The sequence below is a fragment of the Rhodococcus phenolicus genome (assembly GCF_001646785.1).
Classification (GTDB): Bacteria; Actinomycetota; Actinomycetes; order Mycobacteriales; family Mycobacteriaceae; genus Rhodococcus; species Rhodococcus phenolicus.
This window is the reverse complement of sequence record NZ_LRRH01000021.1, coordinates 39,407-54,691: the sequence shown is the minus strand read 5'-3', so window position 1 is coordinate 54,691 and position 15,285 is coordinate 39,407. Positions and strand designations below refer to the sequence as shown.

The following is a 15,285-nucleotide window of genomic DNA, read 5'->3' as shown; positions in this document are numbered from 1 at the left end:
ACTACCAGGGGCTTGACCCAGGTTGGTTGCCAAGCACCTGCACGAAGAGCAGCGACGCGGATCAGTTCCTGCAGGGGTTGATGTCGACATCGTGTGCGATCTCGTCGCTCAGTTCACTGACGGGGCGATTCTGGAGCACATTCAGCACGGACGACCGGACGACGATCGGGCGCTGGCGGCCGAGATCGCTCGAATCGGCTGGCTTGCATGCTACGGCCCGGTTCCGCCGAACCTCAGCTGACGGGGTGTCTCTGTCGTGGTGAGAGTCGTCAGAGTCGAACGAGAAGCGCGCAGGGTTCAGCAGGCTCCGGGGATCCGGTGCCACATTCGGATCCGCTCGTCAGCGGAAGCGCGCGCCGCCCGGGGTTGGCGAGATGACCCTCGCGCGGCCACAACAACTGCTTGACGCTCCAGAAGAGGGGCATACATACTGTCGGACATTGTGTTCGATTCGGCGGGTGTCGTAGAGAACTTGTCGATCAGGGGGTTAACCATGGACGGTTCGATGCGCGCTGCCGCACAGGTACTCCGGACCAACTTCACCGATGTCGTGGAATCCGGACTGCGAACGTTCGGGCGGGCCGTCGAGCTTGCGGCAACCGTTGTCGGCGGTTCGGTCACCGACACAGTGCGAGGACGGTTCCGCTGGAAGGACGCGCTTCAGCAGGCGTGGTTCCTGGTGACCGTCACCGCGGTACCAGCCGTGCTCATCGCGATTCCCTTCGGAATCATCGTTTCGATCCAGGTCGGAAACCTCATTGAACAATTGGGCGCTGATGCATTGCTAGGAGCCGCAGGTGGTATGGGCGTGATCAAGCAGGGCGCCCCCATGGCGACCGGCTTCCTGCTGGGCGGGGCCGGCGCGGCCGCGATCGCCGCCGATCTCGGTGCACGAACGATTCGCGAGGAGATCGACGCTCTACGAACACTCGGCATCGACCCAGTGCGTCGCCTGGTGGTACCCCGTTTCGTTGCCATGGTCGTCGTAGCCCCGATGCTCAACGTCCTGATCATGGCGGTCGGCATCCTGTCCGGCTATCTAGCGGCAGTCATCGGGCGTGGCGTCACCCCCGGCAGCTACTGGGGAACGTTCGGCGCGTTCGTCACCACGAGCGACATCTGGGTCTCACTCGGAAAGTCGGTCGTCTTCGGGTTCCTCGTCGTGATCATCGCCAGTCAGCGTGGCCTCGAAGCGAAGGGGGGGCCGCGAGGAGTGGCCGACGGCGTCAACGCGTCGGTCGTTCTGTCGGTCGCCTCGATCGTCCTCGCGAACCTCGCGATCACGCAGATTCTTGCGCAGCTGCTGCCCCCGAGGCTGGCGTGATGGCGTCGTCGTACGTGCCCCGTGGTCTCGAGGGTGTCGTCCGTGCCGCTCGTGCGGGTCTGCGCGTCAACCCTGTCGAGTCGCTCGGCTTCACCCTCGTCTTCTGTTGGCGGGTGATCGCGTCGGTTCCATTCACTGTCGTCCACTACCGGCATCAGACGGTGCGCGCGATCACTGACATGACATGGGGTCGCGGATCCGTTTTCGTCGGTGGCGGCACTGTGCCGTTGCTCGCTGTTCTCGGGCTGGCGATGGGTGCACTGATCGGTATCGAGTCCTACACGACCCTGAACATGGTCGGACTCGGCCCGCTCACCGGGATCGTCTCATCGTTCGCAAGCACTCGCGAACTCGCGCCCATCGCCGCCGCAATCGGTTTCGCGGCGCAGGCTGGCTGCAGGATCACTGCCGAGATCGGATCCCAGCGAATCTCCGAGGAGATCGACGCTCTCGAGTCGATGGGACTGAGGTCGCTCCCGTTCGTCGTCACGACACGCGTGGTCGCTGGTGGTGTGGCGATCGTGCCCACCTTCCTCATCACGCTGATTCTCAGCTACTTTGCGTGCCGGTTGCTGACGATCACGGTGCACGGTCAGTCAGGTGGCGTCTATGACCACTACTTCCTGCAGTTCGTCAGCGGACCGGACATCCTCGCCGCCACGGCGAAGGCGGTCGTCTTCGGTGTGGTGGTGATCATGATTCACAGCTACCACGGCTTCTTTGCCTCGGGTGGCCCGGAAGGGGTGGGGTTGGCCTCAGGCAGGGCCGTGCGCGCCAGTTTCGTGGCGATCGTCGCTCTCAACATGCTGATGAGCCTCGCGCTGTGGGGATTCAACGCGACAATCATGTTCACGGGGTGACGACGATGCCAAATTACGCAGTGCCGGGAGTCCCCACGACCCGACCGGAAGCCACGAGGACCGGAGTCGTCGTCGTGGTTCTCGCCGTTGCCATCCTCCTGGTGTGGCTTGGACCGTTGACGTCCGCCGACGACCCGCGCATGCACGTTGTGGTGGAGACGGAGCTGCTCGGCGACGGAGTCGGCGAGGGCACTTCGGTGCGCTCCCGCGGAGTGGACGTCGGAACTGTCGAGGGTGTCACCGCCGCCGGCAATGGGATCGTGACACTGGATCTGGCGCTTGACCGTGATCGCCTGTTCGGGATCGACGACAGTCTTCGCGTCGATTACGCGCCATCGAACCTGTTCGGAATCAGCGGGGTGGAACTGGTGTCCGGACCCGGTGGCGCCGAGCTTCGAGACGGAACGACGATCGACCTGACCGGTCCCCGCGCTGGCGACGTCTACGACGCCACGATGAGTGCGTTACTGCGGCAGTTCTCGAGCATCACAGGTCAGGCTCTGACCCCGCAGCTGACATCGGCCCTGACACAGCTGTCCGCCGGCATCGATTCTTTCGCACCGCTGCTGCGGGCGGGCATCGCTGTCGCCAGCGTGGTCGAAGAGACTCAATGGATGCCAGCCTCGGAACTGGCGGGGGAATATGGCCGCGCTGCTACGGGGCTGGGCGACTTCACGGCCGCCACCATTGGGGTCTTCGACGTGCTGCGATCCAACCAACCGCTGCGTGAGGACCGCGAGCACTTCGACGCCACGGTGGACGCGATCGTGAACGACCTGCTACCTGCCGGCACCGCTCTCGGACTAGCCGGCGAGGACAACCTCACAGGATTCACAAATCTTGTTGTGCCCCTTCTGAATGCGGCGACCGCCTCGGTGTCGACGCCGCAACGGACCTCTGCGGAGCTTGCCGAGCTTCTCCGTCGGCTGAACCGGGGATTCACCGACGGCCCCGCCGGGCCGGTCTTGCAGGCCGAGGTGAACGTCGACACCGCGCCCGGAGTGGCGCACGTGCTGCTCGGACCGCTGGCCTCGATGGCGGCCCCGAAACCTGTGGGGGAGTGACATGTTGCGAACCGGAATGAAACTGGGCATCTTCGGCGTCCTGATCGTGGTCCTTCTCACGGCGGTGATCACCGCCGTGCAGCGACCTGTCGATGGGGACACCGACAGTTACGAGGGCATGTTTACCGATGCCAGTGGCCTTGCGACCGGTGACGACGTCCGAATGTTCGGTGTCGCCGTGGGCAAGGTGGAGTCGGTGGTCCTCGCGGGCAGCCTGGCCCGCGTGCGGTTCACGGTGCTGTCGAACCACTCGGTATTCGACAACTCGACGCTCGCGATCCGCTACCAAAATCTGACCGGTCAAAGGTATCTGGATGTGCAGCAGGCACCCGAGCCTGGGTCGCAGATCGGCCCTGGTACGTCGATCGACACATCACAGACGGTGCCCTCGTTCGACATCACCTCCGTGTTCAACGGGCTTCGACCGGTGTTGAAAGAGCTGTCCCCGGAATCGTTGAATCAGTTGACACGCAGCGTGATCGCAGTCATCGAAGGCGACGGCACCGGCATCGGCCCGGCGATGGATTCAATCGGCCAGTTGAGTGAATACGCGACCGACCGCCAAGTGGTCGTGTCGACGTTGATTCGCAATCTGTCGATCATCTCCGAACAACTCGGAGGTCGGTCCCCTCAGGCCATCGTCCTGCTCACCCAACTCGCCAATCTCTTCGACGAGTTGCAACGCAAGGTAGAAGGCGTCGTCGACTTCGCCCTCACGGCGCCAGCCGTGATGGCGCCGCTGGACAGTCTTTTGGCGAACCTTGGGTTGACGCCGGAGTCGAATCCCGATCTCGATGAACTCGTCCGAACTGTTTTTCCGAACCCAGCCGCGGCCGTGGACTCGCTGCGCAGGCTCCCCGTGGTGCTCCAGTCACTCGACATGCAGGCTGCGACCGGCGGGACAGGTCTCGACCTCGGATGCAGTCGAGGGCCAGCGGAGTTGCCGACGCAGCTTCAGGTCTTGATCTCGGGGCAGCGAGTGGTGGTGTGCCAGTGATGGTTCGACGGCTTCGCGAGCGCCGGTCACGGGAATCGCAGGCAGGTTTCACAGAGCGCCGCGAACTCCGGCGAGGGTTGCTCGGTGTCAGCGTGGTGGTTGCCCTTCTCGGCGCTGCGGGCCTGTTCTCGGTGCTTCCGGTCGGCAAGCACACGTACACGGCTTTCGCGACCGAGGCTCAGTCGATCGCGGTTGGCGACGGGGTGAGAGTCGCCGGAATATCCGTCGGCACGGTCACCGAACTCGAACTCGAACCCGACCACGTGCGGTTGACGTTCACCGTCGACCGTGACGTCTTTGTCGGCCGTGAGTCGAGTCTCGACGTGCGCATGCTGACCATCGTCGGTGGCCACTACATCGCACTGCAGCCGGCTGGCGACCAGCCCTTGGGAGATCAGCCGATACCTGCAGATCGAGTGCGGTTGCCGTACAGCCTCAACCAGGTCTTCCAGGACGCGATCCGCCCATTGGACGCCGTCGACGGCGGCTCGGTCAACGAGTCACTGACACTGTCCGGCGCGGCGCTCGAGGCCGCACCAGACAGTGTGCGACAGGTAGTTGAGGGGCTAACGTCGTTCGCCGACATACTCGACCGCCAGAGCGACCAGGTGTCAGAGGCCCTCGCGGTTGTCGAGGAGTACTCCGGTGCACTGGAGCAGACCAAAGCACAATTGGCGAGATTCGTCGTCAGCGTGAACCAGTTGGAGACGACGGTACTGGACAAGCAGGCCGAGATGCAGTTGGCCGGAACGCTGACAGTGAGCGCCATCCAGCGGATCGAGGGCCTGGAACCCGCGTGGCAAGCGACGGTGAAGCCCCTCGTCCCCGTGTTGAAGGAACTGGCCCCAGAACTTGTCCGCATCAGCGAGAACCTCGACACGATGCTGGCCACAGTCCGGTCGCTCGCGACGCGGACGGACCAGATCCTCGCCACCGATGACCCTGTCATCGACGACTCCGGCACCGTCGTCGTCGCACCTCGCCTGTGTGTACCCGTCCCAGGAAGAAGCTGCTGATGATCCACCGCCTGCTCGGCTCCCGGGCACTCATGTCGATCATCGGAACCGTTGTTCTTGCCCTCGTCGTGATCGTCGGCTTCACCGTCTATTCCGGTCCAGACGCGCGCAGTCTGTCGTACTGCGCGTTGATGCCGGATTCGATCGGACTTCACAAGGACAGCAAGGTAACCATCCGCGGCATCGACGTCGGTGCCGTCACCGCAATCCGTGGCAACGGCGCCACGGTTCGTGTCGACTTCACGGTGGAGGAGAAGCACGCACCGGTGGGCGAGGTGTCGGCGACGACGGTCTCCGACAGCATCGTCGCCGACCGTGATCTCACGGTGTTCAGCGACGGTGCCGGACAGGCGTGGAATCCCGACACATGTATCACCAGTACGTTGACGCCACAGAGCCTCACCACTGCACTGGACGCCGTGGCCCACCTATCGGACGAGCTTCGTGGGACCGAAGTCGGCACCGAGTCGGATCTAGGAGAGTCGCTGCGGGCCCTGGACAATGCGCTGTCGGGTACCGGTGGCGAGGTGAACACGATGATCAACACGCTCGGAGGAGCGCTGGGTTCGGCTGATGTCGACATCGCACGGATCGGCCGGATCATCGATGCGTTGTCGTCGCTCGCAGCGAGTGCGAACCGCGGGTGGACGGACATCCAGGCAATGTTCACCCGGTTCCCCGAGACCTTCGAGGTGCTCGACAACCAGCTGTTCCCGATGGTCGTGGAGTTGGGCGACGCACTAGCGAAGGTGCTCCCGATGTTGAACGAACTGAGTGTGCTGGCCGGAGGATCTGTGAGTAAGGAGCTCGAATCGACGGTTCCATTCCTGCGGTGGGCGGCGGCGAACGTCGACGGTCTGCGTGGTCTCCTGGACATGGTGCCAGGCATCGCGGCCGGGTTCGGGAATGTCACGGACCCTGTCACAGGGCGGGTCTCGATCGGATACGCGGCACCGAAAGTCGCGCTCCGCGGCGACGAGGCGAGCGCTCTGTGCACCGCAGTGAACGCGGCCACTCCCGGCCGCTGCCGGGACGTCGACGGTATACCGACGACGGACCTTGCGCAGTTGGTGCTCGGGGCGGTGACGTCCCGATGAGGCATCCCTCGACGGTGGCGCTATGCGCTCTGTCAGCGGTGGCGGTCACTGTCGCTGGCTGCGGAGTGGACCCGGCGACAGTGCCCGTCCCCGGCACCGGCGTGACGGGCGACACCTACACGGTGCACGTCGAGTTCACCGACGCTTTGAACCTGCCGATGCGCGCCAAGGTGTTCGCGGACGGCGCGCAGATCGGCACCGTGATGGATGTCTCGGTGGTCGACCCGTCGCCCGGACCGGAACCCGAAGCCGGCTACGCCGTTGTCGATCTCGAGTTGCTCGAGTCGGTCAGGCTCCCTGCGACGACCCGAGCGGAACTGCGACAACAGACCATCCTCGGAGACATCCACGTTGCGTTGATGACCAGTGGAGACGACCAATCGGGCGATGCCCTCACCGACGGGGCGACCATTCCTCGCAGCCGGACCCGGCCGACGAATCAGATCGAGGACACCATGGCCGCGCTCGCGCTGTTCGTCAACGGCGGCGCGGTCACCACTTTCCAGGAGATCGTCGACGAGCTGAACTCCGTTCTCCCTGCGGACGCGGCGCAGACGAGGCGGATCTCGGAGAATCTGGCTGCAAATGCGCGGGACCTGGCGTCGAACCAGGACGATCTCGACGTCTTGCTCGACGGGCTCGGCGGCGCGACCCAGCAGGTCGCCGACAAGTCCCCGCTCCTGGCGGACATTCTCACTGACGGTGAGGTGGAACAGCTCGTGGACGCGGTGTCGTCGCTCCTCAGCGCGCTCGGGCTGTTCGGCCGCATCGCCGAGATCAGTCGCGCTCTGTCCTGGCTGGCCCCTGTGCTCACCGCGAGTGACGGCGCAGCGGAGGCGTTCATGCCGTTGGCGTTCGCTGCCCGCCCGTTCAACCTGGACGACCCGTCGAACCTGAAGCTATTAACGGAGCTACTGCGGGACAAAATCCTGCCGTGGTTCCAGTACGGCCCGAAGGTGAATGTGCAGACTGTCACCGTGGGCGACCCGATGTCGACGGACGACCAGGTGGATCAGATCGTCGACACTCTCCGGATGATCGGGGTGGTCCGGTGACCCGCGGGATGTGGTTGTCGCTGGGCGCTATTGCTGCGGTTTTCGTTCTCGGCGCCTCCTATCTGTTCCTCGGCGTGGCGCAGATCGATCCGTTCCGGCGGCATATCACCGTCATGATGGTTCTCGACGATGCCGCCGGTCTCCTTCCAGGGTCACCTGTGCTGGTACGCGGAATCGAGGTAGGGGAGGTGAGTGCCGTCGACGTCGCGCCCGGCGGGGTGCAGGTTATGCTTGCGCTCGACGAGGCTGAACAGGTTCCCGCTCAAAGCTCGGTTCGCGTCGAGAACCTGTCGGCACTTGGCGAAACGTATGTCGACTTCCGTCCGTCGACTACCGACGGGCCGTATCTGATTGACGGTCAGCTCGTCTCATCGGAGTTGATCGACGCCTCGATGTCGATTCCGATGGTGGCGCGGTCGGTCACCGGCTTGCTTAACGAACTCGACCCGACAGTGCTCGCGTCCTTGACGAATACCCTCGACGAATCGCTCGCCGGCACGGGTAGCGTGACACCGAAGCTCCAGCGTTCGGCGGAACTGTTGTCCGCTACGTTGCTGACGCGGCTGCCGGAGATCAGGCAGTTGTCGGTCGACTTGCAGGCGATGGGCGGGAACATGTCGTGGCTGGAACCGTCCGCCCGGGCGTCGTCGCCGCTGTGGACCCTGTTCGCGCAGCGTTTCAGTGAGATCGTCGACTCCCTGGCTCGTGTCTCGAAGGCCGGTGACGCGCCGCGGATGTACGTCGAGGGCGACGGCCTGATACCTCAGCTGGAGCGCGTCACCGACTGGGTCGAGCGGGAGGGGCCGACGCTGGCCGCGATCGCCCCGGTCCTGCAACCCCTGGTCAGCGGTGGGCTGCAGCCGATCGACCTCAGTGCGCTGATAACACAGGCATTGGGCGCGGTCGACGAAGATGGCGCGGTTCGCGTGGAAGTGAACCCGAAATGACGAACGGAGTTTGGTAATGGACAAGACGCCGTCGGCCCTCGACGAGTCGCCGGCCGAGGGGGGCTCCCAGGCAACGCAGCCCGGGCCCGCTACGGTGACCCTCCGGCGGTCCGTGCTGATCTGGGCAGGTGTCGGCGGTGTCGTTCTCGCCGCGGCGGCGGCCGTGTTCGGTTCGCTCTACGTGTCAGAGAGTGGAGCACGGAACGACGACCGCGCTGCCGCAGCGGACCGCGAGCACGCAGAGCAACTCGCCGAGGACTACGCTGTCGGTGCCGCGACCGTGGACTTCCAGGATCTGGACGCGTGGCTGGGCCGACTCAAGGAGGGGACATCGGACGAGCTCGCTGCTCGCTTCGAGGCGACGTCCCCACCCCTACGGGAGATCCTCCTACCTCTGCAGTGGAAGTCGACTGCGAGCCCCATCGCTGCGACCGTCGAGACGGAGGCGGACGGGGTTTACACGGTGAACGCGTTCGTGGATGTGGACTCGACGAGCGTGCAGAACCCGGACAGCGCGCAGTCCACGGTCACCTACTCGGTCACGATCGACCGGAACGCTGGGTGGGAGATCACCGACGTCGGCGGACTTGACGGTGCGATTCCTGGACGGTGAGCGACGCCGCCGACCGGATGGGCCGATCGGCGGCATCGAAGAGGTGGTTTGGTCGCACTACCCGGCGATCCGGTCGGCCCCTGGCCTGACCAGAGGGAGTACGAACTGCGCGGCGGCCCGGTGCGCTCGCGTGGCTTCGGGAACCAAGTTCACGAGTAGTTGGAAGACGTGCATCTGGCCCGGCCACAGTTGCAACTCGCAGCTGGCTCCCGCGCGACGCAGTCGGTCCGCGAGTTCGACTGCGTCGCCGGTGAAGAGCTCGCAGTCGCTAGCCTGGACGAGGACAGGCGGGAGGGCGCTGCCGGGGGTCGGCCGCAGGTCGGGCACCGCGCTCCGGCCGTCGAGGTAGTGGGCGACTGCGGCCCGCGCGACCTTCAGGGACAGCAGGCCGTCGTCGTTCGCCCGGTCCGGGGTGACGAGACCGAGGCCGAGGTCGGTCATCGGGGAGAACAGCACCAGTGCTGCGGGCGGGGTGAGACCTCGATCTGCCCGTGCCAGCATCAATTCGGTCGCGAGGTGACCGCCAGCAGAGTCTCCGGCGACGACGATGCGATCCGCGGCGAAGCCTTGTCGGACAAGCCATTCGAAGGCCGCGTCGATGTCGTCTCCGGCAGCCGGATTGCGGTGTTCCGGCGCCAATCGATAGTCGACGACAAAGACGGGCAACCCGAGTGCCGCGGTCAGCCGTCCCGCGACACCCCGGTAGCCGCGAGGTGACCCGGCGACGAATCCGCCGCCGTGCACGTACAGGACGGCGGCGTCGCTGGAGACGACCGGCGGCCTGGTCCATTCGCCCCGGACCGTTCCTGCGACGACGACCTCCACCGTCGTGCCGTGCACGGGGAACGCCGTCAGGCGCATGACCTGGTCGATCACGACTCGCGCGCGCCGGATCGCCCGGGGGTCGACCTGTGCTCGATCGGCCAGACGCTTGACTGTCGATCGTGAGGCGCCGCGGAGCAGTCGTGAGCGTACGGACGGCCGCAGCGGGACGAGGTTCGAGGTGTAGGAAGGGTAATCGGAGGTCGGGCGTCGCCGCTTCACCGCTCGCGTTCCTCCAGCGTGCGCAGCAGACCCTGTAGGTGCCGGTCGGCGCTCATGCGGTGATCGAGTAGTGGGTTGACTATTCCGCGTAGCCACGAGTACTGCCGCCACCCCGCGGGGGCGATGGTGGTGGGGGCTCGGTTCACCATGCCGTCGACGATCGTCTTGGCGGCCTGCCGTGCCGTGATGCGGCGGCTGAGCGGCCAGGGGAGGAGTCCACCGATCTCCTTGCCGAGGTCGTCGGAGTCGAGCATGTCGTGGGTCATTGCGGTGTCCACGATGCCGAAGTAGGAGACTCCGGCGGTCGCGCCGTGCACTGCGAGTTCCACACGGAGTGCCCTTCCGAACTGTTCGATCGCCGACTTGCTGATCATGTACGGCGATCCGCCCGCGCCTGGGGCGAACGCCGCACATGAGGAGACCACGACGACGTGCCCTCTCTGCTTGATGATGTGGTCGAGGGCGGGGCGGACCGTGTTGTAGACGCCGGTGAGGTTGATGCCGATCACGCGGTCGAAGTCGGCATCGTCCATGGTCCGGATGGTGGACGGAGACGGTGTCACGCCGGCGTTCGCGACAACCGCGTCGAGGCGGCCGAAGTGGGCAACGGTGTCGGCGACTACCTTGGCCATCGCGGACCGGTCCCGGACGTCGGCTACCAGGCCGAGCGCGTTGGGCCCGAGCGTGGCAGCCGCCAGGTCGACGGCGTCCGGGTTCACGTCCACCAACGCGACTGCAGCGCCGCGTCCGACGAGGATCTCGGCGACGCCGAGCCCGATTCCTTGCGCGGCACCTGTGACTAGGACGGTTCGGCCTCGGAGGTCCAGTTGAGTTCGCTGTGGTCGCAAGATGGTCATGGACGAATCCGTTCCGCGTTCAGGGACCGCTGCGCGGCCGCGAGGATGAAGAGAAAGCCGGGGGCGAGCAGCGCGCCGAGCAGGAAGCCGGCCAGTGGACCGACGACGGGTACGTCGATGCGGGTGTCGAGCCGCCAGCGGACGCGGGTTCCCTTCGGGGTCTCCGTCAGGGAAACTGTCGCTCCCCGGTGGGGTAGTCGGGGCCGCGTCTTCTCGACGGTGTAGGAGATTCGGATGGGGCGTGCGAATTCGGTTACCACCTCGTCGAATTCGACGCCGGCGGCGCAGATCGTTCGGCGGGAGCCGACTCCAGACGGTTCGGTGCTGCCGGGCCCAGTCAGGTCGACGCGGGTGATCGGTAGTGCGGCAAGGTAGTTGGTGGCGTCTGCAAGCCAGTCGAAGACGCGGTCGATCGGTGCGTCGAGTGTACGGGCGATGGTAAACGGCATCAGCGGGTACTCACCGTGTAGGCGTCTGAGTCGAACTTCTCCACGCGGCGCTTGTACTCGAAACTCCACCCTGGGTAGAGGCCGGCGTTCTTGCCGTCCGCAGTGTGGTAGTAACTCGTGTCGCAGCCACCGGTGAGCCAGACCGTTCCGTCGCTGCGCCGGTTCATCTCGTCGACGAATCGATCCTGGACGTCGTCTCGGACCTCGACGCGGGTGAGTCCACGGCGCCGCATGGTGCTGACTGCGTCGACGATGTACTTGACCTGGGCCTCAATCATGTAGATCACCGACTGGTTGCCTACGGCACCGAATGCGCCGAGTGTGTTGAAAAAGTTGGGGAACCCGGCCACGGCCATGCCGAGATAGCTCTGCGGGGCCTTGCGGTACAGGTCTGCGTAGGTGATTCCGTTCACGCCCTGGATCCGCTCGTAGACGGCGGGGGGAACCTGGAACCCGGTGCCGTAGACGATGGTGTCCACCTCATGCTCGATGCCATCGCGGGTGACGACCGAGTGCGGACGGATCTCCGCGATGCCGGTGGTGACGACGTCGACGTTCTCGCGGGTGAGCGCCGGGAGGTACTCATCGGAGAAGATCGCGCGCTTGCAGCCGATCATGTAGTCCGGCGTCAGTGTCTTGCGCAGTTCGGGGTCGCGGACCTGGCGACGCAGCTGGTAGCGGCCCATCAGCTCGTAGGGGAAGCGGAACTTGTTGCTGACGAAGCCGACCAACCCGAACCCTTCGATCACACCGTAGAAGAGCGCGCGCATCGCCTTGCCGACGAGCGGAATGCGGCGAATCAACTGGCGCTCGAACCGGGAGGTGATCCGATCCATCCGGGGGATGATCCATGGCGCGGACCGCTGGAAGACCAACAGCCGCCGCGCCGTCTTCTGCAGTTCGGGGACGAACTGGACGGCCGAGGCCCCGGTCCCGATGACGGCGATCCGATCGCCCGTCGGGTCGTACGAGTGGTCCCAGTGCAGCGAGTGGAACGCGGTGCCGGTGAAGGTGTCCCGGCCCGGGATGTCGGGGTACTTGGCCTCGCCGTATACGCCAGCGGCGGTGACAACCACACGTGCAGTGACGGTGCCGGCACTCGTCTCGAGCGTCCACATCCGATCGGCTTCGTTCCACTGCGCGCCGAGCATCTCGACCTCGTACCAGATGTGCCGTTTCACATCGTAACGGTCGGCAACCTGGTGCAGGTAGGCGAGGATCTCCTCCTGTTTGCCGTAGGTCCGGGTCCAGTCCGGGTTCTGTGCGAACGAGTAGCTGTAGAGCTGTGACGGGACGTCGCAGGCGCAGCCAGGGTAGGTGTTGTCGCGCCAGGTGCCACCGAGAGCGGCGGCACGCTCGAGGATCACGAAGTCGTCGATCCCCGCTTCGCGGAGTTTGACGGCCATCGCGATGCCGCCGAAGCCAGCGCCAATGACGACGATCTCGTGGTCGGCTGCGGTCACATTCTGATCAGGCATCGGTGTCCTTGGGTGTCGAGCCGGTGGTGTCGAGGCGGGGGTCCGCGCCTCACTGGAAACGTATGTTTCCAGTACTGTTGGCATTGAGTCAAGAGTGCGATGGCCGTGAACTGCGATACCTGGGAGGGTGAAGGCATGGAGAGTCCCACTGTCTGGCGTGGTAGCACCCTGGGCGAGCGTGCGCAGGATCGCCGCGAGCAGTTCATAGCAGCGGGCTTTCGGCTGATCGGCGCGGACGGCACAGGGGCGGCCGCCGTGCGCGCCCTGTGCCGCGAGGCCGAATTGAGCGCGAAGTACTTCTACGAGACCTTCGACAGTCGTGGCGATCTCGTCATCGCGGTCTATGACCGGGTGGTCGGGGAGCTCGTCGAGGTGATCGGTGCCGCTGACATCCATGGCAAGTTGCCCGAGCGCCTGCGTATCACGTTCATGGCGGCGGCGGCGTACTTCGAGGAGGATCCGCGGCGCGCCCGCATTCTCTTCCGGGAGACGCTCGTTGACGACGTTCTCCGCGACCACGCTGTGGCGGCGATCCCGGTATTCGTGCTCCACGTCGCGCAGGTGGTGTGGCGGGACGGCGGCAGCGCGGGCCTCGCCGACCCGGACAAGCTCGGCCTCGTCGTCAGCTCATTGTCCGGGGCGCTGGTGATGGTCTTCCTGAACTGGCTCGAGGGTCGGATTTCCGCGACGGCCGATGAGGTCGCGGATCACTGCACCGACCTCGTGCTCGCCCTGCACGAGTTGGGGACCCGTACGCGCGGCTGATTCGCAGACTTGTTGACGCGGCGCCAATAGGCTGTCTATATTTGGCGCGGCGTCAACAGAGTGGACGTGAGGGTCGGTGCGGGGTAGGGGGCCGTGCCGGCGGCGACCGCTGATCCTCCTGTTACAGGCGAGATTTCGACTCCTTGTTGACGCCGTCAACGTCCACCTTGCGTTGTTTCGAGGAGTGGCCCCATGACAACCGATCCGACTTCAGCCGTCCCCATGCCGAATCCCGGGCAGGGCTCACTGACATCGCGCGAGCCCGCCACCGGCGAGATCGTCGCCGTGTTCCCGGTGCAGTCCGCACGGGATGTCACCGAGGTCGTCGATTCTGCGCGTGCAGCAGCGTCGTGGTGGAGCGTTCAATCGGTCAACGAGCGCAGCAGGCACCTCGAACGCTGGCGCCGCCACATCTGGCGGCGTCGGCGTGAACTCGCCGATCTGATCCACCGGGAGAACGGCAAGCCCGTGGACGACGCCATCGTCGAGATCGGGTTGACCGTCGAGCACATTCGCTGGGCGGAGCGTCACGCGAAACAGGTCCTCGCTTCGCGCCGGGTGTCGCCGGGGATTCTGCTGGCGAACTTCGCTGCTCGGGTCGATCACGAGCCGCTTGGGGTGGTCGGTGTGATCTCGCCGTGGAACTATCCGCTCTATGCCGCGAACAGTTCGACGGCCTTCGCTCTCGCTGCGGGCAATACGGTGGTGATTAAGCCGAGTGAGTACACCCCGGCCGTTGCCGACTGGTACGCCCGGGCGTTCGGATTCGCGAATCCCGCTGCGCCGACGGGCATTGTCACGGTGGTGACAGGTTACGGCGACACCGGTGCCGCGCTGTGCAGATCCGGGGTCGACAAGATCGCGTTCACCGGGTCCACCGCGACCGGTCGCGCTGTGATGGGGGCATGCGCGGAGACGGTGACGCCGACGGTGCTCGAACTAGGCGGAAAGGACGCCGCGATCGTGGCCGAGGACGCGGACCTCACCGAGGCCGCGAAGGCTATCGCATGGGGTGCCTTCACCAACGCCGGTCAGACCTGTGTCGGAGTCGAACGCGTCTACGTGGTGCGCTCTGTCGCTGACCGGTTGCTCGACCTTCTCATCTCAGAACTGCGCGGCGTCCGCGTCGGCACCACCTACGGTGCGATGACGATGCCGAAGCAGATCGACACCGTGCAGCGGCACCTTGCGGACGCCGTCGCAGTAGGCGGCGAGGTTGTGTTCGGAGGTATCGAGACCCCGCGCACCGATGGATTCCTCGACCCGGTCCTGCTCGCGAACGTTCCCGAGTCGTGTTCGGCAATGCGCGAGGAGACCTTCGGCCCTGTCCTCACAGTCAGGACGGTGGAGTCGATCGACGAGGCAGTCGAACTCGCGAACACTGGTGACTACGGTCTCAGCGCCTCGGTGTTTGCAGGTGAGCAGCGCGAGAAGATCGCGCGCCGCCTCGACGCCGGCCAGGTCTCCATCAACTCCGTTGTCGCGTTCGCGGGCATGGGTGCAGTACCGATGGGCGGAACGAAGGGCAGTGGCTTCGGTCGCCTGCACGGCCGCGAGGGACTGCTCGAATTCGTCCGGCCGAGGGCAGTGGTGCGTAAACGCTTCCGCATACCGGGTTTCGAGCCGATCACCTTGCACCGACAGCGTCACGTGGTACCCCTGACCGCCCTCGTTCTCAGCCTGCGCCACGGCGGGCTCCGCCGCCGGTAACCGACTCCG

General features: G+C 65.4%; 16 protein-coding genes. 12 read left to right on the top strand and 4 right to left on the bottom strand.

The annotated features are described in order from the left end of the window. Nucleotides 1-22: 22 nt before the first annotated feature. From A8G15_RS31420 to A8G15_RS07675, 10 genes are all read left to right on the top strand, one after another. Nucleotides 23-241, top strand: coding sequence for a hypothetical protein (locus tag A8G15_RS31420; RefSeq protein ID WP_156665295.1), 219 nt, complete (start codon nucleotides 23-25; stop codon nucleotides 239-241). A gap of 252 nt (nucleotides 242-493) precedes the next feature. Continuing rightward, complete coding sequence (locus A8G15_RS07715) at nucleotides 494-1,324, top strand: MlaE family ABC transporter permease (protein ID WP_064257009.1); 831 nt, start codon at nucleotides 494-496, stop codon at nucleotides 1,322-1,324. After that, nucleotides 1,321-2,184 (top strand): ABC transporter permease, encoded by an 864-nt coding sequence (locus tag A8G15_RS07710; RefSeq protein ID WP_156665294.1) that lies wholly within the window; start codon nucleotides 1,321-1,323, stop codon nucleotides 2,182-2,184. Before A8G15_RS07715 ends, A8G15_RS07710 begins: the two co-directional genes overlap by 4 nt. Before the next feature lie 74 nt (nucleotides 2,185-2,258). Continuing rightward, nucleotides 2,259-3,248 carry an MlaD family protein gene (locus A8G15_RS07705; RefSeq protein WP_082899731.1) on the top strand — a complete coding sequence of 330 codons (990 nt, stop codon included), beginning with the start codon at nucleotides 2,259-2,261 and terminating at the stop codon, nucleotides 3,246-3,248. Between the two features lies 1 nt (nucleotide 3,249). Further along, nucleotides 3,250-4,245 carry an MlaD family protein gene (locus tag A8G15_RS07700; protein ID WP_064257006.1) on the top strand — a complete coding sequence of 332 codons (996 nt, stop codon included), beginning with the start codon at nucleotides 3,250-3,252 and terminating at the stop codon, nucleotides 4,243-4,245. Continuing rightward, on the top strand, nucleotides 4,167-5,261 hold the full coding sequence (locus tag A8G15_RS07695) for an MlaD family protein (protein ID WP_082899730.1): 1,095 nt from the start codon (nucleotides 4,167-4,169) through the stop codon (nucleotides 5,259-5,261). The genes A8G15_RS07700 and A8G15_RS07695 overlap by 79 nt, the downstream gene beginning before the upstream one ends. Beyond that, entirely contained in the window at nucleotides 5,261-6,358 is a 1,098-nt protein-coding gene (locus A8G15_RS07690; RefSeq protein ID WP_064257022.1) for an MlaD family protein, read from the top strand. The genes A8G15_RS07695 and A8G15_RS07690 overlap by 1 nt, the downstream gene beginning before the upstream one ends. Before the next feature lie 65 nt (nucleotides 6,359-6,423). After that, the gene (locus A8G15_RS07685) at nucleotides 6,424-7,413 is read left to right on the top strand and encodes an MlaD family protein (RefSeq protein ID WP_231912075.1); all 990 of its coding nucleotides are present in this window, start codon (nucleotides 6,424-6,426) and stop codon (nucleotides 7,411-7,413) included. Then, entirely contained in the window at nucleotides 7,410-8,360 is a 951-nt protein-coding gene (locus tag A8G15_RS07680; RefSeq protein ID WP_082899729.1) for an MlaD family protein, read from the top strand. The genes A8G15_RS07685 and A8G15_RS07680 overlap by 4 nt, the downstream gene beginning before the upstream one ends. A 16-nt stretch (nucleotides 8,361-8,376) precedes the next feature. Next, nucleotides 8,377-8,973 carry a hypothetical protein gene (locus A8G15_RS07675; RefSeq protein ID WP_064257003.1) on the top strand — a complete coding sequence of 199 codons (597 nt, stop codon included), beginning with the start codon at nucleotides 8,377-8,379 and terminating at the stop codon, nucleotides 8,971-8,973. Nucleotides 8,974-9,030: 57 nt separating this feature from the next. On the opposite strand, the gene A8G15_RS07670 is transcribed toward A8G15_RS07675, so the two are convergent. From A8G15_RS07670 to A8G15_RS07655, 4 genes are all read right to left on the bottom strand, one after another. Beyond that, on the bottom strand, nucleotides 9,031-9,849 hold the full coding sequence (locus A8G15_RS07670; protein ID WP_082899728.1) for an alpha/beta hydrolase: 819 nt from the start codon (nucleotides 9,847-9,849) through the stop codon (nucleotides 9,031-9,033). 164 nt (nucleotides 9,850-10,013) lie between these two features. Next, nucleotides 10,014-10,874 carry a short-chain dehydrogenase/reductase gene (locus tag A8G15_RS07665; protein WP_064257002.1) on the bottom strand — a complete coding sequence of 287 codons (861 nt, stop codon included), beginning with the start codon at nucleotides 10,872-10,874 and terminating at the stop codon, nucleotides 10,014-10,016. Continuing rightward, the gene (locus tag A8G15_RS07660) at nucleotides 10,871-11,323 is read right to left on the bottom strand and encodes an SRPBCC family protein (RefSeq protein ID WP_064257001.1); all 453 of its coding nucleotides are present in this window, start codon (nucleotides 11,321-11,323) and stop codon (nucleotides 10,871-10,873) included. Before A8G15_RS07660 ends, A8G15_RS07665 begins: the two co-directional genes overlap by 4 nt. Next, entirely contained in the window at nucleotides 11,323-12,801 is a 1,479-nt protein-coding gene (locus A8G15_RS07655; RefSeq protein ID WP_064257000.1) for a flavin-containing monooxygenase, read from the bottom strand. Before A8G15_RS07655 ends, A8G15_RS07660 begins: the two co-directional genes overlap by 1 nt. A gap of 135 nt (nucleotides 12,802-12,936) precedes the next feature. Here A8G15_RS07655 and A8G15_RS07650 point away from each other — a divergent pair, with 135 nt between their 5' ends. Both A8G15_RS07650 and A8G15_RS07645 read left to right on the top strand, forming a co-directional pair. Continuing rightward, nucleotides 12,937-13,566 carry a TetR/AcrR family transcriptional regulator gene (locus A8G15_RS07650; RefSeq protein ID WP_064257019.1) on the top strand — a complete coding sequence of 210 codons (630 nt, stop codon included), beginning with the start codon at nucleotides 12,937-12,939 and terminating at the stop codon, nucleotides 13,564-13,566. Between the two features lie 192 nt (nucleotides 13,567-13,758). Then, a complete protein-coding gene (locus A8G15_RS07645; RefSeq protein WP_082899726.1) occupies nucleotides 13,759-15,276 on the top strand; it encodes an aldehyde dehydrogenase family protein in 1,518 nt (505 codons plus the stop codon). Nucleotides 15,277-15,285: the final 9 nt, after the last annotated feature.